35 protein-coding genes and 1 tRNA gene are annotated in these 18,661 nt (G+C 51.4%); 15 read left to right on the forward strand and 21 right to left on the reverse strand.

The window, feature by feature from the left end:
* Positions 1 to 171 precede the first annotated feature (171 nt).
* The 19 genes from OGV69_RS14815 to OGV69_RS14905 form a co-directional block, all read right to left on the reverse strand.
* Positions 172 to 247, reverse strand: a tRNA-Arg gene (locus tag OGV69_RS14815).
* A gap of 100 nt (positions 248 to 347) precedes the next feature.
* Positions 348 to 1,037 carry a bacteriophage antitermination protein Q gene (locus OGV69_RS14820; protein WP_286469352.1) on the reverse strand — a complete coding sequence of 230 codons (690 nt, stop codon included), beginning with the start codon at positions 1,035 to 1,037 and terminating at the stop codon, positions 348 to 350.
* Positions 1,034 to 1,150 carry a PPVAKH motif-containing phage-derived small protein gene (locus tag OGV69_RS14825; protein WP_149007184.1) on the reverse strand — a complete coding sequence of 39 codons (117 nt, stop codon included), beginning with the start codon at positions 1,148 to 1,150 and terminating at the stop codon, positions 1,034 to 1,036. The genes OGV69_RS14820 and OGV69_RS14825 overlap by 4 nt, the downstream gene beginning before the upstream one ends.
* Positions 1,147 to 1,506 carry a RusA family crossover junction endodeoxyribonuclease gene (locus tag OGV69_RS14830; protein ID WP_001752686.1) on the reverse strand — a complete coding sequence of 120 codons (360 nt, stop codon included), beginning with the start codon at positions 1,504 to 1,506 and terminating at the stop codon, positions 1,147 to 1,149. Before OGV69_RS14830 ends, OGV69_RS14825 begins: the two co-directional genes overlap by 4 nt.
* Entirely contained in the window at positions 1,503 to 1,793 is a 291-nt protein-coding gene (locus tag OGV69_RS14835; protein WP_001752687.1) for a DUF1364 domain-containing protein, read from the reverse strand. Before OGV69_RS14835 ends, OGV69_RS14830 begins: the two co-directional genes overlap by 4 nt.
* Positions 1,786 to 1,932 carry a NinE family protein gene (locus OGV69_RS14840; RefSeq protein ID WP_233597610.1) on the reverse strand — a complete coding sequence of 49 codons (147 nt, stop codon included), beginning with the start codon at positions 1,930 to 1,932 and terminating at the stop codon, positions 1,786 to 1,788. Before OGV69_RS14840 ends, OGV69_RS14835 begins: the two co-directional genes overlap by 8 nt.
* Positions 1,933 to 1,948: 16 nt before the next feature.
* Positions 1,949 to 2,386, reverse strand: coding sequence for a recombination protein NinB (locus tag OGV69_RS14845; RefSeq protein ID WP_286469353.1), 438 nt, complete (start codon positions 2,384 to 2,386; stop codon positions 1,949 to 1,951).
* Positions 2,387 to 2,579: 193 nt separating this feature from the next.
* Positions 2,580 to 3,245 carry a hypothetical protein gene (locus OGV69_RS14850; protein WP_286469354.1) on the reverse strand — a complete coding sequence of 222 codons (666 nt, stop codon included), beginning with the start codon at positions 3,243 to 3,245 and terminating at the stop codon, positions 2,580 to 2,582.
* Entirely contained in the window at positions 3,242 to 3,970 is a 729-nt protein-coding gene (locus OGV69_RS14855) for a hypothetical protein (RefSeq protein ID WP_286469355.1), read from the reverse strand. Before OGV69_RS14855 ends, OGV69_RS14850 begins: the two co-directional genes overlap by 4 nt.
* 3 nt (positions 3,971 to 3,973) lie before the next feature.
* Positions 3,974 to 4,324, reverse strand: a complete 351-nt coding sequence (locus OGV69_RS14860) for a hypothetical protein (protein ID WP_286469356.1) — start codon at positions 4,322 to 4,324, stop codon at positions 3,974 to 3,976.
* Positions 4,324 to 4,695 carry an ead/Ea22-like family protein gene (locus tag OGV69_RS14865; RefSeq protein WP_286469358.1) on the reverse strand — a complete coding sequence of 124 codons (372 nt, stop codon included), beginning with the start codon at positions 4,693 to 4,695 and terminating at the stop codon, positions 4,324 to 4,326. The genes OGV69_RS14860 and OGV69_RS14865 overlap by 1 nt, the downstream gene beginning before the upstream one ends.
* Positions 4,692 to 4,973 carry a hypothetical protein gene (locus tag OGV69_RS14870; RefSeq protein ID WP_286469359.1) on the reverse strand — a complete coding sequence of 94 codons (282 nt, stop codon included), beginning with the start codon at positions 4,971 to 4,973 and terminating at the stop codon, positions 4,692 to 4,694. Before OGV69_RS14870 ends, OGV69_RS14865 begins: the two co-directional genes overlap by 4 nt.
* Positions 4,961 to 5,572, reverse strand: a complete 612-nt coding sequence (locus OGV69_RS14875) for a hypothetical protein (protein WP_286469360.1) — start codon at positions 5,570 to 5,572, stop codon at positions 4,961 to 4,963. The genes OGV69_RS14870 and OGV69_RS14875 overlap by 13 nt, the downstream gene beginning before the upstream one ends.
* Positions 5,569 to 5,979 carry a hypothetical protein gene (locus OGV69_RS14880; RefSeq protein WP_286469361.1) on the reverse strand — a complete coding sequence of 137 codons (411 nt, stop codon included), beginning with the start codon at positions 5,977 to 5,979 and terminating at the stop codon, positions 5,569 to 5,571. Before OGV69_RS14880 ends, OGV69_RS14875 begins: the two co-directional genes overlap by 4 nt.
* Position 5,980: 1 nt before the next feature.
* The gene (locus OGV69_RS14885; protein WP_286469362.1) at positions 5,981 to 6,670 is read right to left on the reverse strand and encodes a replication protein P; all 690 of its coding nucleotides are present in this window, start codon (positions 6,668 to 6,670) and stop codon (positions 5,981 to 5,983) included.
* Positions 6,667 to 7,599 (reverse strand): phage replication protein O, encoded by a 933-nt coding sequence (locus OGV69_RS14890; protein ID WP_286469363.1) that lies wholly within the window; start codon positions 7,597 to 7,599, stop codon positions 6,667 to 6,669. The genes OGV69_RS14885 and OGV69_RS14890 overlap by 4 nt, the downstream gene beginning before the upstream one ends.
* 53 nt (positions 7,600 to 7,652) lie before the next feature.
* Complete coding sequence (locus OGV69_RS14895) at positions 7,653 to 8,348, reverse strand: phage antirepressor KilAC domain-containing protein (RefSeq protein WP_286469364.1); 696 nt, start codon at positions 8,346 to 8,348, stop codon at positions 7,653 to 7,655.
* Between the two features lie 93 nt (positions 8,349 to 8,441).
* Positions 8,442 to 8,984, reverse strand: coding sequence for a toxin YdaT domain-containing protein (locus OGV69_RS14900; RefSeq protein WP_286469365.1), 543 nt, complete (start codon positions 8,982 to 8,984; stop codon positions 8,442 to 8,444).
* A 29-nt stretch (positions 8,985 to 9,013) separates the two neighbouring features.
* Positions 9,014 to 9,241, reverse strand: a complete 228-nt coding sequence (locus tag OGV69_RS14905) for a helix-turn-helix domain-containing protein (protein ID WP_025913385.1) — start codon at positions 9,239 to 9,241, stop codon at positions 9,014 to 9,016.
* A gap of 111 nt (positions 9,242 to 9,352) precedes the next feature.
* Here OGV69_RS14905 and OGV69_RS14910 point away from each other — a divergent pair, with 111 nt between their 5' ends.
* On the forward strand, positions 9,353 to 10,057 hold the full coding sequence (locus OGV69_RS14910) for an XRE family transcriptional regulator (protein ID WP_061070705.1): 705 nt from the start codon (positions 9,353 to 9,355) through the stop codon (positions 10,055 to 10,057).
* Positions 10,058 to 10,105: 48 nt separating this feature from the next.
* The gene (locus OGV69_RS14915) at positions 10,106 to 10,486 is read left to right on the forward strand and encodes an SEN1984 family lipoprotein (protein ID WP_172750995.1); all 381 of its coding nucleotides are present in this window, start codon (positions 10,106 to 10,108) and stop codon (positions 10,484 to 10,486) included.
* Positions 10,487 to 10,526: 40 nt separating this feature from the next.
* Here OGV69_RS14915 and OGV69_RS14920 read toward each other — a convergent pair whose 3' ends face one another.
* Positions 10,527 to 10,736 (reverse strand): hypothetical protein, encoded by a 210-nt coding sequence (locus OGV69_RS14920; RefSeq protein ID WP_172750994.1) that lies wholly within the window; start codon positions 10,734 to 10,736, stop codon positions 10,527 to 10,529.
* Between the two features lie 808 nt (positions 10,737 to 11,544).
* Between OGV69_RS14920 and OGV69_RS14925 the strand changes: the two genes are divergently transcribed.
* From OGV69_RS14925 to OGV69_RS14985, 13 genes are all read left to right on the forward strand, one after another.
* A complete protein-coding gene (locus OGV69_RS14925; RefSeq protein WP_286469366.1) occupies positions 11,545 to 11,904 on the forward strand; it encodes a hypothetical protein in 360 nt (119 codons plus the stop codon).
* Between the two features lie 133 nt (positions 11,905 to 12,037).
* Positions 12,038 to 12,286 carry a DUF7446 family protein gene (locus OGV69_RS14930; RefSeq protein ID WP_181825329.1) on the forward strand — a complete coding sequence of 83 codons (249 nt, stop codon included), beginning with the start codon at positions 12,038 to 12,040 and terminating at the stop codon, positions 12,284 to 12,286.
* On the forward strand, positions 12,283 to 12,492 hold the full coding sequence (locus OGV69_RS14935) for a hypothetical protein (protein WP_180252633.1): 210 nt from the start codon (positions 12,283 to 12,285) through the stop codon (positions 12,490 to 12,492). The genes OGV69_RS14930 and OGV69_RS14935 overlap by 4 nt, the downstream gene beginning before the upstream one ends.
* Positions 12,489 to 12,647: a hypothetical protein gene (locus tag OGV69_RS14940; RefSeq protein ID WP_023330205.1), complete on the forward strand. Its 159-nt coding sequence runs from the start codon at positions 12,489 to 12,491 to the stop codon at positions 12,645 to 12,647. The genes OGV69_RS14935 and OGV69_RS14940 overlap by 4 nt, the downstream gene beginning before the upstream one ends.
* A complete protein-coding gene (locus OGV69_RS14945; RefSeq protein WP_044856894.1) occupies positions 12,644 to 12,850 on the forward strand; it encodes a cell division protein FtsZ in 207 nt (68 codons plus the stop codon). The genes OGV69_RS14940 and OGV69_RS14945 overlap by 4 nt, the downstream gene beginning before the upstream one ends.
* A 76-nt stretch (positions 12,851 to 12,926) precedes the next feature.
* On the forward strand, positions 12,927 to 13,931 hold the full coding sequence (locus OGV69_RS14950) for a hypothetical protein (RefSeq protein WP_286469369.1): 1,005 nt from the start codon (positions 12,927 to 12,929) through the stop codon (positions 13,929 to 13,931).
* Positions 13,932 to 13,939: 8 nt separating this feature from the next.
* Positions 13,940 to 14,128, forward strand: coding sequence for a hypothetical protein (locus OGV69_RS14955; RefSeq protein ID WP_181633872.1), 189 nt, complete (start codon positions 13,940 to 13,942; stop codon positions 14,126 to 14,128).
* Between the two features lie 7 nt (positions 14,129 to 14,135).
* Positions 14,136 to 14,744, forward strand: coding sequence for an ERF family protein (locus OGV69_RS14960; RefSeq protein WP_286469371.1), 609 nt, complete (start codon positions 14,136 to 14,138; stop codon positions 14,742 to 14,744).
* Entirely contained in the window at positions 14,745 to 15,206 is a 462-nt protein-coding gene (locus OGV69_RS14965; RefSeq protein WP_103770196.1) for a single-stranded DNA-binding protein, read from the forward strand. It begins immediately after the preceding gene.
* Positions 15,207 to 15,214: 8 nt separating this feature from the next.
* Entirely contained in the window at positions 15,215 to 15,763 is a 549-nt protein-coding gene (locus OGV69_RS14970; RefSeq protein ID WP_286469372.1) for a 3'-5' exonuclease, read from the forward strand.
* 17 nt (positions 15,764 to 15,780) lie between these two features.
* Positions 15,781 to 16,065, forward strand: a complete 285-nt coding sequence (locus tag OGV69_RS14975; protein ID WP_286469373.1) for a hypothetical protein — start codon at positions 15,781 to 15,783, stop codon at positions 16,063 to 16,065.
* A complete protein-coding gene (locus tag OGV69_RS14980) occupies positions 16,065 to 16,226 on the forward strand; it encodes a hypothetical protein (RefSeq protein ID WP_286469374.1) in 162 nt (53 codons plus the stop codon). The genes OGV69_RS14975 and OGV69_RS14980 overlap by 1 nt, the downstream gene beginning before the upstream one ends.
* Positions 16,223 to 17,347, forward strand: coding sequence for a DNA-methyltransferase (locus OGV69_RS14985; protein WP_286469375.1), 1,125 nt, complete (start codon positions 16,223 to 16,225; stop codon positions 17,345 to 17,347). Before OGV69_RS14980 ends, OGV69_RS14985 begins: the two co-directional genes overlap by 4 nt.
* A 73-nt stretch (positions 17,348 to 17,420) precedes the next feature.
* Here OGV69_RS14985 and OGV69_RS14990 read toward each other — a convergent pair.
* Positions 17,421 to 18,589 (reverse strand): IS3 family transposase gene (locus OGV69_RS14990; protein ID WP_114140367.1). Its coding sequence is split into 2 segments (ribosomal slippage): positions 17,421 to 18,340 and positions 18,340 to 18,589, totalling 1,170 coding nucleotides; the frame shifts between segments, so codons are not numbered across the junction.
* Positions 18,590 to 18,661 lie beyond the last annotated feature (72 nt).

Here is an 18,661-nt window from a genome sequence, read left to right on the forward strand (position 1 = left end):
CCTCCGAAGGAACGGGGTGCTGTGTTTGTAGTGTGGGAGGCCGTCAGACACTGATAGCTACGTGGCATCTTTGATTGATTGTCTGCGGCCTGAATAAAAAAGCCCACGGCGCGTGGGCAATATGAGGGTCTAGCAATGTCAGCTCTTTGGCTGGATACCCTGGCTGGGATTTGGCTCACCTGACTGGATTCGAACCAGTGACCGACATCTTAGAAGGATGCTGCTCTGTCCACTGAGCTACAGGCAAATAAAAAGCCCAAGGCGTTAACCTCAGGCTATGAATTCTTAGATACCGCCAGTGCATACAACATTGGCACAATATCAGATTTATATGAAATATATGCTTTTCAATCCAGTTTTGCAAGACTTGTATGTAAATTTGTCGCCTTTTGTTGTGAACGTGATCGCGTTACTTGCAATAAAGCGCTGCTATCAAGTCGCATGAATGTGCGTTTCATTTCCAGCCATCGATCGGTAAATGTCTCAGACCAGTTCTTTGGTGTGACGCCAACCAGTTCTGCCAGTTGCTGATATTCGTAAGTTTCGCGCCCTGCCAGTTCTGCTTTCACGTCCTGAGCTGCTAACCAGATAAGGGCCTTCAGCCTATCCAGAGTCTTCCCTGCTACCTTCTTTGTGCCAAGGGAGGCTTTGAACTCTGCCCACGCCCATTGAGTGATCGAAACCTGATTCTCCCATCGCACATTCTCGCTGTAGTTCCACATCAGCCATGCTTTCTGGTGCTCTTCCAGCGACAGGACGGCGCGGCGCCACGATGCGGTAACGAACTCTACCGGGCTGACCAGCGCGATAGACGATCCCTTTGCGCGGGACTGGCTACCGCTCATCGGTGGGCCGTCCGGGTTGACCATGCGCTGCTTATCCTTGTCGAATACCCTTTTTCTGCCACGGCTGCGCGCCGTCGCGGTGAATTGCGCGTTCTCGGCGAAAGCTACCAGTTGCCCTTTCGTCGCTCCGCTCAGATCTGCGGTCGCCACAATGAGCTGCTGACGTACGTATTCCAGTTGCTGACTGTTCATGCGGCTTCCTTCTGTGGCTGGTTGGTTTTGGTCTTGCTGTGCTTTGCTACTGGTGGCATGCTGGCGCGCTTAACGCTTTCGGCCTGGTATCTGGTTATCTCGTCTCTGGTCACGGCGCGCACTCCCCAATAATGATCTGCCCCTTCTCTCCCCAAAGTTTTGTAACCCGGCCATCCCAGACGCGGCTGTCGTCGTCGAAAATGGCATCGAGTAGCGCCTTTTCCAGGTTGTCTTTATCCGGTTTCTGCTGATGCGCCTGGCCGTTGAGTTGCGCGCGCTTCTTCTGGCTCCAGCTTTTTGGCATGGGAATGATGAAGGTGATGTGATAACCGGATTCAGGAATGTTGATTCCAAGCAGGCGCACTTCGGCTTTGAAAGCCCAATATGCCGCCGTCGCAGGTCTTTTATGCCAGCGATCTCTCTGTGTCATGCGCGGCTTACTGACCGGCGTGATATCGTAAATATTCATACCTTCACAAGCCCCTCTTTCAGCCAGATAACCTGCGTGCGGGCCATGCCTTCCAGCGCGCACTCCTTTGCATATTCGGCATCTACCAAACGCGTACGGCGATCTATCTCGTCGTGGCAGCTGCTGCATGCGATGGTGGCGATCAGGTCAGGCGGCTTAATTCCGGTTCCGCACAGGCCGGCAAGGCGGATATGTGCCAGCACTGAGGTTTCAGGATTGCCGTTGCATACGCCGGGGATCCGCACCTGACATTCGCGGCCGCGTGCGGCTTTGCATAAATTAGCCATGCGCTCTCCTCGCCGCGAGACGCAGCCATTTCTGATCGACCAGGCGGGATGTGTAATCTTTGAGAGTGGGTATTTCTGACGGGCTCAGTTCCGGCTTACGCTTGTTGCGAGTCGGTACTTTGTAGATGCCGCCATTCATGACGCGATTGATGAGATTAGCCACGACGACCTCCGAAGCGGGAAGCCCATTCCATAGCCAGGCGAGATTCATCACCCCAGCGAACGTTGCGCTCAGCACCAAAGGCATGAATGAGCTCGATGAGGTCACGCATTTGGCTGACACTCATCTTGCTGGTTGACTGCCCAAGCACAACGAAGCCGTCACCAGCTAGGTTAGGCACAACTTCCTGCTTAATCAGTGCGGCGGTGAAAATATGTTTCCACGATTCAGATGAGAGCTTGCGTCCATGCCATTCAACCTGGCTACTGACGTCGCCCAAAATGGCCCAAAGTTTGGCGTTCTGGTCGATGGAACGCGTCATCTCTTTTATCTCGATGACGACAGGGCGCTTCTCGTCGATCTGCAACTGGTTAATCGCATTGATGGCATTAGCACGAATGTTGGTGTTACGGAGGAGATATTGCTGCTTCATACGCCACCTCCGGGAGGTAACGCAGAATGCAAGAAATCGCAGGTGCATTTCTGCATCTGTGACTGGAGAAGTGACTTCAGATTTTGTGTGCGCATAAACGTCCCCGTTTAGCGCAACCCCATCGCCGGGTGTTCAGGCCGACGATGGTTAATTATAACATCACTTTTGAAAAGTGATTATCAAGAATCACTGCTCATGCTGCCAGTTGCTCCCGATGGATAAGCAGTAACTTCCTCTGGACTCCGCGGTAAAGATCAGGATGTATGCTGTCGCATAGCCATTTGTATTCAAGTGCTATCTCAAGCTTCTTGAAAAACCATGCTTCATGGGCTTCCATCGGATTATCATAGAGACCGAGGAAGAGATATTTCCCTTTACCGTCGTTAGCCCTTGCCATGTACCTTCCATGCTGCTTATTCCAACTTACACCTATTGGTAAATCTCCCCGCTTGCAGTCTCTACCAATGGTGAAGTTATTTATCTCTTTAGGGATGTAGACGCATGTGAATGGCCCATAGAGCAGATTACCTGGAAGAAGAAGGTCCTTATCAAGATGCCATCCTGTTCTATAGCGTGGCTTCCACCACGCATAGAACGAAGAAAACTTGTGCCACTCAGGATCTATTGAGACCTGCTGATATTGCCTATGTGCGTTACGAAATGAATCTCCGTAGCACCGTTGAAGAACGTTAATCCACGCCGCATAAGCTCCATGACGAATGATTTTTCCGTCAATGGTGGATCCGATACAGAAATCAGCATCGTTCTCGGCTACGTTGTAGATCAACTTCTGCCGCTTCTGTTTTCTCGGCATTGATTCGAGAATGACGTCGGTTTCAGGTGAGTGCCAAGGCATCACTTCACCTCCTGCTGCGGTGCTGCTGCAATCAGTCTGCTCCATGCGTCTTTTGAATCTTCTGCGCCATAATCAATAATCGAGTCGAACTCGTCAAGCATTGCCATGGTTGGCTCAACCGGCACCACTACGTAACCATCCGGAATTACCGGAGAGTTGCCGGTCAGCGGGATGTATTTCACTCCCCATGTCTCTGACGGGTCATTGCGGCCCAGCATAAACAGAGGTGCGTTCGGATCGCGTTTGTCGTCACTGTTGTAATCACTACGCAGCCAGCCGATTACCGGCAACTCATCACGATTACTTACAGGTTGGCTACCCTGAAGCATGGCGGCGCGGCAGGCGTCATACGATTCACGCATAGCATCTTTGACCCAGCCAAGCGGCTTGTTACCGCGAATTTCCAACCATTCATCGAACGTTGGCACTACCGGCGCTGGCGGGGCGGTGTAAAGCGGCACGGCATCTTCATGAAAGGATGGAGAGTACCCACACGGTCCTTTCCGGAACGTACCAACAGGCTCAGCGGTAAGCGATGCCAGCGCGATACGTGCCAACTCTCGCACAACTTCTGGTGGTGCGTATCTGTCGTTCAGGTCGTCCCACAGGTCACACATCTTCCTGCTGTTGTCTGGGTGAACATCATCGTTTGTGCCAGCCAGCGCGGTAATAACCTCGTCGGCTGCATCAATAATTTTTTGTGCCTGTTCTCTGGTAATAGTGGTCATGAGTTAATCCTCCCCGAATGTCTGAATGCAGGTGGTTTTGCCAACGAAACGGGCTGAACCTTTTCTTTTGGGCAGGCGATATTCACCATCGAACCGGTAAATGCCGACAGCAGCGCAAGGACCATCATCACGAATTAACTCCCAGATGAAGTCTTCACGGTCGTTGAAATAACCGGGCCCTTCGCCAAATGTCGGGAAGTCGCTGTACACCACGTCCATGTCGCCATGCTGCCCGTTGATAAAGACAAACCAGCCTCTATGCCGATCGCCAGGCTTCGCGTCGAGGTGTCCGAAGGTTTCATAGATGACCGCTGCGGCCCTCGCCGCTGTGATTTGCTCTCCGATTTCGCGCATCACTCCCCCTTACCGATGCCAGCGGCGCTAAGTTTTGTATTCACATCGCCTTCAAAAATAGGTAGTACGCCAATAGCAGCAGCCCAGTTTTTAGCTAACTCAGGGTCTGATGTCTCATCGGTGTAATCTGAAGCCCGCCACCCAATAAGCCGTTTCTGACAAGAAGTCTCAGCTATGCGCTGCTGTCGTTCGAATGACTCTTGCGCAAGTCCTAAATTCCAGTCTCTCAGTTCTGCTATGCGCTTCTCTGCGGCTTCCAACTCATCCAGCAGCGCCAACACGGTTTGTGAATGCATGTCCATGTTGAACACGCCATGCTCTTGAGCTTTCTCTGCTGTTTGGCGCAGTGCCTGTTTGTCGATGTTGCTCATTGGGCGACCTCCTCACCAAAATCAAAAGGTGAAAACTCAACGACATCCCATTCCCACCCAGGAGCAATTTCGCAACGACCATATTCATCGTACTGACCCTTAAAAAAACTGGCCTCAATGGTGTAGGTCCCATCTGCTGGCAGGTAGTCATCTCGGTTTTCAACAATTTCCTTCTCAATGGCTTGCAGGTCTTCAATGGTGCAAGCCCCCCGAACGCCGCAAATATATGGGTCGCAGGCATCATCCATTACGAGTAAATCGATTGTTAACTTGCCCATGACTGCACTCCTTTGCGAAGCTCTTTCAAAACAGCATGCACAATTGCATTACCACGAGACACATATTCGAGGTGCCAAACGTCGCCGTCAGGCTCTGGAGGTTGACCAGACCAAATAACGGTCTGGAGCGTTGCGTCATCGACGTTGTCGTAATCAGCTAGCACAGTTGCGATCTGATAAGGTAATTGACTCCCTCTCAGAAACTCTTCCACACCCTGCGCCCGCACTTCAGCCAGGAAAGCGTCTGTGTCCGGGGTTTCTGGAAGAGATTTTAATATTGTTGATACCGCGTAATTGAAACCGATCTCTTCTGCGAGAGAAACGTCATCCCATGAATCGGTGACATCGTTAATAATTTTAAGTGGCGGGATGGCAGCCTTCAGCCCCGCATTCTCCGCAGCCAGTTGCACCAGTCGAGCATTTGACGCTTCCATGCCCTTCTTGTAGCAGTCGGCGTCAATCTTGCTTTGCTTCAATTCCGCAGCCAGCGCTGCGCGTTTGGCTTCAAGTGCGGCGTAGTCTTTGAAATCAACAAGGCTACCGTTTACATCTTCAAATACCGATGATGGCCCATTTACATCATAACGTGTCACGCTCATACCCCTACCCTCCCGTAAACCATCATCAGGCGCTGATGCGCTTCGCTTTTCATGAACTCCGCCACCACTCCGTTTTTATCCGGGTTGTAGGGCATGAACATCTTCGGATCGTCTTTATCAACCGGCGCTTTAGCGATGCCTTTGGCTTGCTGGCCAGCGGCGTTTGCCTCGACTGCTCGACGGGAAATAACTTCCCTGCCGCCGTGTTCTAACCAGGTCTGATGGTCGTCTTCGCTGGCGAATACACCGATGCCGGATACGCTACGCAGCATGCCGAGTCTTCTCAGCGCTTTGGCTTCCTCGTAGTAACGGGATCGACCGATACTCAAATCGCGGATCATGTCTGCTACGCTGACAGGCTGATTAGCTTTCACATAGCTGACGATGCGTTGTTTTATGCTGTCCATCTCACACCATCCCGTTCGACTTGTTGCGGTTATACTTAGCCTTCAGCAGTTGGATCGGCGTCGGCCCTCTGTCCGCTGCCGGAGCAGCAATTGCCCGACGTACCGGTGGCACTGGCTTACCCTCGGTGATGCGCTTTTCCCACATGTCCAGAAGATCACCAGCCTCGCGTGCCAGCTCACCATGCGTTAACTGCCGCTCTGTGCTGCGGTGGCGCAGTTCGACGCAGATGTGGTACATGACCGGCTGAGACCAGGGGAATTGCTCGCTGGAGGTGAACTCGAAAGAGCGGTTGCGCCAGTCCCAGTATTCGGCAATCACCTGCTCAACTGTGATTCCAAGCACCCCACCGCTCTGTTTGCACCAGGCGACGAACTGACCCGGCGACGGCAGGAATGGACGCTCCTGACGGCGGGCGACGCGCATACCGGCATCGACCAGGGCCATTGAGTGGATACCGTTCTCCTGAAACGCCAGCAGCCACTGACGGCGGAATTCGTTCAGGTCGTCCTGAGTGCGGAAGTTCGCCATGCTGGCCGGGAACGCGGCTCGCAGTTGGTTGAACAGGCCATTGAATACCTGGGCCACCTGCTCGACCGGTGCGCGCTCCTGGTGCTGCTCAGGCAGGTTGTTGGCGACGCGGCTCATCTGCTCGCGGTCGAAATCGTGCATCTGCTCTGCAAGAGATTTCATCGCATCACCTCGTAGGCCCAGTCAGTGTTGTTGAAATCGAGCTCCGGCTTAGCATCTACTTCGCCTGTCTGCTGCTTGTTGCGTTTGATATCAAGCTGGGTCCACTTGTCTCTCAGCGTTGCCGGACACAAGACATTGCCCTTCCAGAACTTGTCGTTACAGGCCCATTTGAACAGGGCGGCGATTTCGTAATGGGTGCGACCATCACGCTCGCGCATCAGACGGATGTCGTTAGCCCAGCCTGCGTAGTTTGGTTTTTTGGCAGATGGTGAAATGCTTTGCACCATGTTGAACAGCCATTCAGCGCAACGGAGGTCTTCTGACGTCCCCCACTTGGTACCGCTCTGGATCGCCGCTTCAGGTTTCAGGACAGGAGTTTTTTTTCCTGGCTTGTCAGAGGATTCGTCAGAATTCTCGGACGAAGAGTTATTTATATTCTTGTTATTACCTTCTTGTTCATGATGTGCGGGTAATTGTGCGGCCTTATGTGCGGCATACCCATCAGAACCCGCGCCATTACTGGCTTCGTCATGTGCGCCTGTATGTGCGGCTTTATGTGCGGGTAAATCGTCCATTTTTTGAGCATATTCAGCATAATTTGTGATAGTGATCACCCTGCCTTTTCGCTTCTCTCCAGTGATGGTGATCATCCCTTCGCGGACAAAAACAGACAGCATTCTCTCAACAGAATCCCTGCTTGTTGGCACTCCGTTTCTGTCACAAAGCTGAAGTCCTAAATCGGCTGCAGTTACTACCAGTTGACCGGTGTGCAGAGGCCATTCATGCCCCTTAAATGAGGCAGCGTAGGGTTGTCTGGCAGCGCTCATAAGCAGGTTCTCCCACAGAGTGCGAAGATAAACATCCTTCGCCCATGGCTGCTTAAGCACGCTCCGGTACAACGGGATGTAACCAGACTTCTGGTTTTCCATCCTGTTGCTCCTGAGTTGCCTTGCGGCGTTTAAGTCATAGACGATCGCCGTTGTCATGCTGCACGCTCCTTAACCTGCTGAGCGGCCCATAATCCGGCGATCCACTGGATGCCTTTAGGTGTGAATTTGTTCTGGGTAAACGCATGTCCGTTGAGATGGTTTTCACCTGTTTTTACGGTGAACCGCCCTGCGTCAATGTGCTGCGCGTACGGCGTCAGCTTCCCGGCCAGCAGATACATGATTTCGTTATCCAGCAGGAACTGGCGAAAGAGATTTTCTTTGATGTGCAGAAGTTTGCAGGTCTCGCGAAATCCGAGCGATCCCGACGCATTAACGTAGCTGTCAACGAACTGAACCTTCGGCGCAGCAATGGAAAGTTGATTCTCAAGCTGAAGCTTTTCTTCAGCCAAATCAGCAGCCAGGCGCAGTGCTTCAGGTAGTGTCTGCGGAAGCAGAGGGCGAGATTGTTCTTCAAGTTCGTGAAGGCGACGTATCACCTTCATGCGAAGCTGAGCACTGTAGCCGGTTACCAGGCATTCGGTATGCTCACGGTCAAGAGCATATTCACGATATTCCTGACCGTTCTGGGGGTGTACCCAAGTCTGGATATACCCCTCAGCACGCTCTCCAAGTTGCTCTAACATCACATCGATATCACGCATAACATGAGCGTGATTTTTGCCGGTCAATTCAGCGATTTCGCGGCTTGTCATCTTCAGGATATTGCCCGTAGTAATTATTCCTGACATACTGACCTCGTTAGTGTTGTTGACATAACACAGTGTTTTGAGAGCCGTAGCTGCTACCAACAGCGCGGCTTTCGCCTTTATTGATACTCCCCATCACATAGCCCCCAGCATCGAAGTGACCATGGCCATCAGAGGCGCAGTCAGGTCCGGGTCAACACGGAACATCTCTACGATCCCCTCACTAAGTTCCTTCAGCTTTTGATGGCGCGGGGCATTCATTGCAACGGCCACCTTCGCCTCGCTCGTTTCCCTCTCAAGGCGCGCTAAACGGGACATGAAGCTGTCCTCTGGCAGCAGGCGGTGACGATACTCCAGCGGCAGAACAGCCATGATTGCGGGAGTCAGTTCTCTAACGTTCTCGCGGTACTGATCGGAGTCGAAGCGGTTATCCAGGAAGCGAAACAGCTTCTGGCGTGCCCGGCTGATGTCGTCCGGAAAGCTGATGGCGGTCCCGCCCTGCTCCCGGTATTCGTTGATGATTAGCGCAGAGACGACGTCCTGATTGTCCAGGGACGACGACCAGGCACGGACCGCATCGCGGATCTTGTCGTGCTCCGGCGCCGCCTTAGGTTGAGCGCGGTTTATCATCGCTCCCGGGTGTATTCCGGTATTGTGTTGATACGCAAGTGAATGCATTGCTTTCCCTTTCGTGGTTAGGGCCGCCGTTAAGCGGCTGTGTTATTCGCCCCAAGCAGTTGGGCGAGATCTGGACGGATATCTGCTGGTTTGAGCTTGCCGTTGGTTGCAGACACAATTTTCATTACGTAGCGAGCATCGATTCCGCCACCGTGCAACCAGCGCCATACCGTCGGCTGCGCCACGCCGCACAGGTCGGCTAATTTCTTCTGGCTACCAGCGATATCAATGGCGCGCTGGATGGTTTTGTTCGTCATATTCCAATTCCTATGAGTATTGGTGTGAATTGATAATAGCAATGCGTATTGATTTAAGCAATAGCCAAACGTGTTTTGACCATCAATACGCAAGCGTATAAATTTAAACTCATGAAAAAAGAAACTCTTGCAGAACGCCTGAATCAGGCAATGGAACTATCTGGCATGTCTCAGGGCGCTTTAGCTAAAGCGGCTGGCATTGCTCAGCCCACTATCTGGAGGCTGACCAGTGGAAATGCGCGTGGCTCGACTAAAATCGTTGAGATCGCCAATGCGCTTGGCGTTCGAACTGAGTGGCTTTCAACCGGAGTTGGGCCGATGCGTGCAGATGGTCAAATTCCTGAAATTTCGCAGCCAAAAACAGAGCTTGCACCTACTGACACTTTTCGAATTGAAGCGCTAGACTTTTGTGTGAGCGCCGGACCAGGCGCCATCAATAGCGAGTTTGTAGAGGTGCTTAGATCCGTGGAATATTCAGTCGAAGATGCTCGCCGGATGTTCAATGGCAGGAAGGCAGAACAAATAAGGATTATCAACGTCCGCGGCGACAGCATGTCTGGCACTATTGAGCCAGGTGATCTGCTGTTTGTGGATATCAGCGTCCAACACTTTGACGGTGACGGAATCTACGCGTTCATCTACGACGACACATCACACGTTAAACGCCTGCAGAAGATGAAGGATAAGCTGCTGGTCATATCTGACAATAAGACATATCGCCCGTGGGAACCGATCGAAAAAGAAGAGATGAATAAAATCTTCGTGTTCGGCAAGGTGATTGGTAGTATGCCGCAGACATACAGAAAACACGGTTGAAATATATTTAGCTTCATCGTTAGAAGCTTTCACAGCAAAGGAAAAACAATGAAAAAATACCTTTTTGCAGTCGCTTTGGCTGTTACTCTTGCAGGCTGCGCATCCTCTGGTAACCAGCAACTGAAGAACGAGACAGAAACTAGCGTTCAGTCAAAAATTCAGGAAGGAAAGACAACAAAGGCTGAAGTTAAATCCTATTTTGGCTCACCAGACGCTGTTTCTTACACTGATGGCGGGAATGAAATCTGGAAATATGCTTTCGCAAAAGTGAAGGTGAACGGGACTACGTTCATCCCCTTCTATGGTCTTTTCCATAACGGAACAAATGGCACCAAGAAAGAGCTTACCATTCTATTCAAAGACGATAAGGTGCAGAAATACACCATGGCCGAATCGGCAATTAATACAAAATCAGGCTGGGCTGATTAATAATCCAATTAGCTTTACCCGGCGATCTGGCCGGGTTTCTTCACCTTAATGCTTTCCTTCCATTCCGCACGATCTCCGCAGCATCTCTGTTAATCCCCTTCCCGATCACGTTACCGGTTTCCTTCCGGTACTGCTCCAGCTTGTCGATTATAGCTTTCTGAGTCACAGGAATGTCTGCCAGGCACAATTCCATCACTGCGCGCCCGGCTGCGTGAGCCATCATGTTTACTCTTTCATCATCCAGTTCCATAAATAACCAGCCTCTTGATGTTTTTATGAGCATACCACGCAACTTTTACAAAAATAAATTCCTTTAGCTATCAATGAATTGATACCTATTGCTATCAATTAATATCAATACGTATTGCTATAAACAATACTCATCGCTATTATCAACTCATCGAAACGAAACATCGACAGCTGAGCGAAGTTAGCCAGCGGCGGACAGCAAGTCGCCTGCTTTTTAACAACATGCAGATTTACAGCGTCAATGACCTGTTAAGACCCCTACACGTAAACGTGCTGTATCACCGGGTGCGATCCGGTCGGTGAGAGGGTATCCCCGCGCGAGAGCGAGAACGGCGTGAGAACGGGCAACACTGGCAGGGAGTTGGCGCTTAATGAACAAATCTTAGCTGCCTGGCTGGCAACCTACTGCCAAAAACACAGCTTTCCCCGCATGAGAGGCTAACTGCGGGGCGCGGACTCGACGCGTAGTACAGGTGTAACCCGCAACACGAAGTTCGAGTGGCGTCCGTCTGGTAAGTGGCTACGGCCTGCAACTGGATGAAACGCCAAGGGTGACAGCCGGAGAGACGGCTCACAACGAAAAGAGCGCTGGCATGCAAAAAATAATCTCGCAGCCATTGCAGTACCAAAAGCCAGGATGGAATGGCAAAACGCGGTAGTGCTCTTTTCGTTGTGGCGAAGTGCTTTGGGGTGTGGTGGCGGTGTCCTCAAGCGAGGTGCAACGCTAGCAGTGTGATAAGACCTGAAAACCGGCTGGGCAGATAGTTGTTTGCCAATACAGAAAACAGGGCGTCAGGAAGTAAGTGAGAGTGGCGACTCAGTGCCAGTCCACCACACCGACCAAAGCATTTCTCCCGCATCAGCGGGTAACGACAGAGGGTAAGGCGATGGCATGTAAGTGTTTTACAGAAGTTAAGGAACGGATGGCAGGGCGCGTCAAAGAGGCGCTTGGTGACGCCGTTTATTCGATGGATGAGTGTGATTTTGGTAACCGCGTTTGGGTTCTCGAAAAAGGCGACTATTGCCAGGTAATGCTTCCGTTCAACGTGCGATATCGCAAGCGCAAGAAAAACGGAGATCCGGAGCAGCGCCTTACAAACGCTGACACCAAGCTCGCAATTAATTACTGCCCATTCTGCGGAACGAAGTTCGAAGGTAAGGCCGCCTAACAAGCGGCTTTTTTCATACCCAAACGGGTTCAAAGAGCCTGTTTCGTTATGACAACCGGCGGCCATCCACCGCCAGATATTGCGCAACCCCATTATTAATGTTCCGTTCGCCGCGATAAGGCCAAGAGGATTTATGAGTAACCCAATCACAGTAGGTTTTTCAGGCCTGACTAAGCGAATTTTCGCTGGCCGATCAAAGCCAAGCAAATTGGCGCCCGGGGTTCGCGAGTTCACCGGTGAGAAATTTGATGTCACTGACGAGGCACTATTTGCAGTGGCCAATCTTCTCGCGGTTCGTGATGACATCCTGATATTCCAGGCAGCTGATGGGAAAGAGATTCACCTCCGCGCCGACATCAAAGAAAAGCGGGAGGCATCATGAGCAAACTCAAACCGGGAAACGTCTATATCGAAATATCCCACAACCAATCTGGTGGCCTATCCCTGTGCGTCAGCAATGACGATTTCGGGTGTCGTATTTCCGGTGACAAGGTTGGCGGGTGCGACACTTTGAAGCGCTTTGAGGTAGATGCGGAAAAGTTGATTTCTGAAATTCGAGAGCACCTCAACGACCGGGAGGCCTCATGACAGTCACCCACAACGGAAAGCAGTACACCGCCAAAAAGCTCAACGATAACGAGTGGCAGCTGACGTCTGTATCGGCACCGCGTGAAAAGCTGGTACTTAACCGCTGGCAGATGCATATCGCTGGCCTCCTGGAACAGGTTGAGGTGAAGGTATGATTGGAATGCACTACGGCACCGCATCAGTGCCACGTGGCGAGGTTTTACCGGGCACAATGCTGCAACACCACGGTAAAACTTATCGCGCCTCTGCGAACGTTGAGAAAGGCCTGTACGCCTTCAACATCTTCGAAAAAACCATCATCAAAAGTGATTCCGTCGTTGTGCTGCTGAATGAGCGCGGCGAGCCGATGGTTCACTGATATTAACCACCCTATTCAACCGATCGGCCTGGCTTTTTGCGGGCGGGATCTGCACATCCAAATTTCAGGAGAAACCATGAGCGAAGTAACGGATTTAGTCGTCATTGAGAAACAGAACGCAATGGCGGTATTCACAACCAAAGAGCAGCTCGACCCGATTATTGAGGCGATCGAGAAAGAAGCTCGCAGCCTGGTGCCGGATGTGTCGACCCGCAAAGGCCGCGACGCTATCGCATCCATGGCGCATAAGGTTGCCCGTTCCAAAACCTACATCGACAACGCCGGTAAAGATCTGGTTGCCGAGCTTAAAGCCCTGCCGAAGCAGATCGACGAAAGCCGCCGCATTGTACGTGAGAGGCTGGACGCGCTGAAGGATGAAGTTCGGCGCCCACTTACCGAATGGGAAGCCGAGCAGGAACGCATCAAGGCTGAAGAAGCCATGAACGCGCTGCACGCCGAAGCGCTGGAAATGAACATCAAGTTCGATCAGGAGTTGGCGGCCAAGTTCGAAGCAGACCACGAAATGGCTCTGCTGATGAATGACGCTTTCGACCGTGAAGTGGCAGAGAAGAAAGCGGAAGAAGAACGCCAGCGCATTGCTCACGAAGAGGAATTGAAACGTCAGGCAGCAGAACAGGCCAAGCGCGAAGCCGAAGAGAAAGCGGCAGCTGAACTGGCGGCAGCGAAGAAGCGTGAAGAGGATGCGATTGCAGCAAAAGCTCAGGCTGAATTGCTGGCTAAACAAGCACAAGAACGCGCAGAGCAGGAAGCTAAAGACGCCGCAGCGAAAGCTGAAGCAGAGAAGAAAGCAGCCATTGAAGCGGAGCAGCGTAAAGCTCAGGAAGAAGCAGATCGAATTAAGCGTGAAGCAGAAGCGAAAGAAGCCGCACGTCTGGCAGAAGAGAAGCGTATCGCTGACGAAAAGGCAAAGCGTGAAGCAGATGTTAAGCACCGCAAGGCCGTCGGCACTGAAATCGTAAACGCACTCACTGCTAATACCAGCATCTCACGTGATCAGGCGATCGAAGTCCTGAAAGCGCTGATGGATGGCCTGGTACCGAGAACACAAATTAACTACTGAGGTGAAAGATGATCCCAGTTGATTTAGCAACAACACCAGAACTAAGCCGGATTAAGCGCCAGTACCACGTCACAGAGGCGCTCTACTGGCGCAAGTCAGGTAACAAGTCGATGAAAAGCTTTTGCCTGTATATGGCTAAACGTGAGCGCATGAATAAATGCGAGTTCCTGGCTAACCCTTCCGAACTTCCATTCTGAGGTGATTATGAGCGCCACATTTTATGAGCGGCTGGCATTCATTCAGGAGCATCTGAATGCGCCAAAAAATCAGTACAACTCGTTCGGTAAATACAAATACCGCAGTTGCGAGGACATTCTCGAAGGAGTTAAGCCGCTACTGAACGGTCTTTTCCTATCGATTAGTGATGAAATCGTGTTGATTGGCGATCGGTATTACGTCAAGGCCACGGCGATAATCACGGACGGTGAAAATAAGCACACAGCAACCGCTATGGCGCGAGAAGAAGAAAGCAAGAAAGGTATGGATGCCGCTCAGGTTACTGGCGCTACAAGCTCTTACGCTCGCAAATATTGCCTTAACGGATTGTTCGGCATTGATGACTCCAAAGATGTTGATACTGATGAGCACAAACATCAGCAGAATTCCGCGCCAGCTAAACAATCAAAACCATCCCCTACTCCTGAGCAGATCCTGAAGGCATTCACTGATGCCGCAGCACAAAAGACATCGGTCGATGAGCTTAAACAGGCGTTCGCTAAAGCATGGAAAATGCTCGAAGGTACTGATGAGCAGCAGAAAGCCCAGGACGTTTACAACATTCGCAAAGATGAACTTGAAGGAGAGCCTGCATAAATGGCAAGCAGAGGCGTAAACAAAGTGATCCTCGTCGGCAACCTCGGGCAAGACCCTGAGGTTCGCTATCTACCAAATGGTGGCGCAGTAGCCAACATCACACTGGCAACTTCGGAATCATGGCGGGATAAAGCAACCGGTGAGCAGAAAGAACAGACAGAATGGCACCGTGTGGTGCTGTTTGGCAAGTTGGCGGAGGTAGCCAGCGAATATCTTCGAAAAGGTTCTCAGGTGTATATCGAAGGCCAGTTGCGCACACGGAAGTGGACAGATCAATCAGGCGTAGAGAAGTACACCACTGAGGTGCTGGTTAACGTCGGTGGAACCATGCAGATGCTTGGCGGGAAGCAAGCAGAAGGAAAGCCAGCAGGTAACAGCCAGCAACAACCACGGAAACAGCAGCAACCGGCACAACAGCATAACGAGCCGCCTATGGATTTTGATGACGATATTCCATTTTAAGGACTGATATGAACCATTTAATGATTGACCTGGAAACCATGGGTAACGGTCCGTACGCGCCGATCATCTCCATTGGTGCTGTATTCTTCGAACCGAATAGCGGAGAAATTGGTTCCGACTTCCAGGTGAACGTATCTCTCGAATCATCAATGCGATTCCGCGCCAGACCTGATGCCTCCACAATCCTGTGGTGGATGGAACAAGGTGAAGATGCTCGCAAGGCATTAACCACTGACACGCAGGAGCTTTCAACCGCTCTCTCCTGGCTATCTGATTTCATCTCCAAACATGCCAAGCCGAGATTTGTTCAGGTATGGGGTAATGGCGCTTCTTTCGACTGCGTAATCCTTCGCAACAGCTATGCACTAACCGGTCATGAAGCGCCGTGGCAATGGTGGAATGACCGAGATGTACGCACTGTCGTGGAGATGGGGAAAGTAATCGGCATCGACCCTAAACGCGATATGCCATTCGAAGGAACCCGCCACAGCGCATTGGATGATGCCATCCACCAAGCCAAATACGTTTCAGCCATCTGGCAGAAGCTGACCAAATAAACCCACGGAGTTAAATCATGTCATCACCTCTTCATGGGGCGGGATATCTGCGTCCACCAAAGCGATCCGGCACTAAAGAAGAGGTGCTGGCTCGTTGCTTTGCAGCTATCGCTAATGACGATTACCAGAAGCCAAGCATGGAAGACAGGCTTATGGAGTTGCACGAAAAGGAAGTCTGGTACGCCAACTTAGAAGCGTCATTCAGACCGGGATTGGTGGTAGTTGGACCTGTAGAACCTGATTACGTTGATGACCGTATGCGCACTTATCGCGGTCGTTACGGACAAATAAGGAGCGACTGATGAAAGTCTGGAGCATAGAAGAACTATCAGCGCTCATGCGCTACACCAACGCAGAAATAGCAGAAATTACCGGTAGGAGTATCGAAGAGGTCGGAGATAAGCCGCTGCAGGTGAATATTGAGCGGAATGGATGGGATAAGCATAACCAGGAGGACGCATGACCTATCAACTTCACGTCGGGCGTTGTGAGGACGTTCTGAAAACGCTGCCTGATAACTCAGTTGACGCCATAGTGACGGATCCACCGTACGGACTGAGTTTCATGAACCACAAATGGGATTACGAGGTCCCGACCGTTGAGCAGTGGCAGGAATGTCTGCGAGTTCTGAAGCCTGGAGGACACCTACTGGCTTTCGGTGGTTCCCGTACCTATCACCGCCTTGTGGTTAACGTTGAGGATGCTGGTTTCGAAATCCGGGACCAAATCCTCTGGATTTACGGTAGCGGCTTTCCCAAGTCACATAATCTTGATGGTGAATTTGATGGATGGGGTACCGCGTTAAAACCAGCCCATGAGCCGATCGTCATGGCTCGCAAACCTTTCAAGAAGACTGTTTCAGCCAACATGACCGAGCATGGTACCGGCGCAATAAATATCGACTCCTGCCGGATAAAAACTGATGAGTCGCTTAGCAGTGGCGCTGGAGTCCTGCTTTCACATCAGCGTGACGGTACCGACCCGTTTAGTGGTTACGAACAGGCACCAGAGGGGCGTTGGCCAGCAAATATTATTCACGATGGAAGTGATGTTGTCGTGTCAGCGTTCCCGGATGCGAAAGGTCAGCAAGGAGATTTAAAAGAGACTGGGAGGTCTAGGATTTCTCAAGGTAGGTATGGAGATATGCCACCTCCAAAAGCGCATGTCGCTAGAGTGGAAAGCGACAAAAGTGCGGCTAGGTTCTTTTACTGCGCCAAGGTAACGAAGAAAGAAAGGGATGAAGGGCTAGAGAGATTCATATCGATATCAGCCAGTGAGATGACTGGAGGTCGCAAAGATGGAAGTGTCGGAATTAATGATCCGCGCGCAGGTGCCGGTCGCACCAATGGTGCGAAGAACAATCACCCAACCGTTAAGCCGATCTCATTGATGAGTTACCTCTGCAGGTTGATTACCCCGCAAGGCGGTACCGTTCTGGATCCATGGATGGGTAGCGGAAGCACTGGTCGGGCAGCTATCGAAGAAGGTTTCAACTTCATAGGCATCGACATGAATCCTGACTACGTGACAATCGCATCGGCGCGAATAGCTCACTCCTTCAAAAAGACGACTGAGGCCGCATGACGCTAACCAAACGAATCACAAGGTCGCTAATGCGGCCTTTTTTATTGATGGCGTTCACCTTCAACTGTAGTGGTCAACTAAAACTGGCCACGGCTTTAGAGTTTTTCCAGTATCGGTTTTCCGATTCGTTTGGAGGTAATCCACCGTTATAGTCATGCGGCCTTAGCGAGCTGTAATACCCGACGATATAGTTTGTGATCGCATGAGCTGCTTCGCTAAAGTTTATATAGCCTGTCACTGGCACCCACTCGTTTTTCAGACTTCTGAAGAAGCGTTCCATCGGGCTGTTATCCCAGCAGTTTCCGCGTCGGCTCATACTTTGCCTGATCCGGTAACGCCACAGTAACTGCCGGAACTGCCTGCTTGTGTAGTGGCTACCCTGGTCACTGTGGAACATCACTCCCGCTGGTTTACCTCGGGTTTCCCACGCCATTTCCAGCGCTTTGATGGTTAGCTTGCTGTCCGGTGAGAATGACATTGCCCAGCCTACCGGTTTCCTGGCGAACAAATCGAGAACGACGGCGAGGTAAGCCCAGCGCCTGCCTGTCCAGATATACGTCACATCGCCGCACCATACCTGATTAGGCTCTGTCACTGCGAACTGTCGCTCAAGGTGATTTGGGATAGCGATGTGTTCATGACCACCCCGTTTATACCGGTGGGTGGGTTGCTGACAACTCACCAGTCCCAGTTCTTTCATGAGCCTGCCGGCAAGCCAGCGTCCCATTCTGAAGCCTCTCAGGGTTGCCATAATGGCGATACTTCTCGCGCCAGCAGAGCCATGGCTAATGTTATGCAGCTCCAGAACCTGACTACGTAATACAGCCCGCTTGCCGTCTGGCTTTTCGGGGCTTTTCACCCAGTATTTGTAGCTGCTGCGATGAACCCCGAACACGTGGCAGAGTGTGACCACAGGATACTGCGCTCTGAGTTTCTCGATTAACGAGAACTGTTCAGGGAGTCTGACATCAAGAGCGCGGTAGCCTTTTTTAATATGTCGTTTTCCATTTCGATGCGTTGTAGCTTTTTCTTTAGCTCACGTATTTCAATCTGTTCTGGGGTTATAGGAGAGGCTTTAGGTATTTTGCCCTGTCGTTCATCCCGTAACTGCTTTACCCATCGCGTCATGGTAGAAAGCCCCACGTCCATAGCACTGGCCGCAGCTGCAACTGTGTAGTTCTGATCAAGGACCAGTTGAGCGGATTCGCGTTTAAACTCTGCGCTGAAATTTCTTTTTTTCATTGGGACACCTGTATTGTTCTGAGATGAGCATATCACCTCTGTTCAGGTGGCCAAATTCAGTAAACCACTACA

Origin of the sequence: Citrobacter sp. Cc139, assembly GCF_030334645.1 — a bacterium.
Lineage (GTDB): Bacteria > Pseudomonadota > Gammaproteobacteria > Enterobacterales > Enterobacteriaceae > Citrobacter > Citrobacter werkmanii.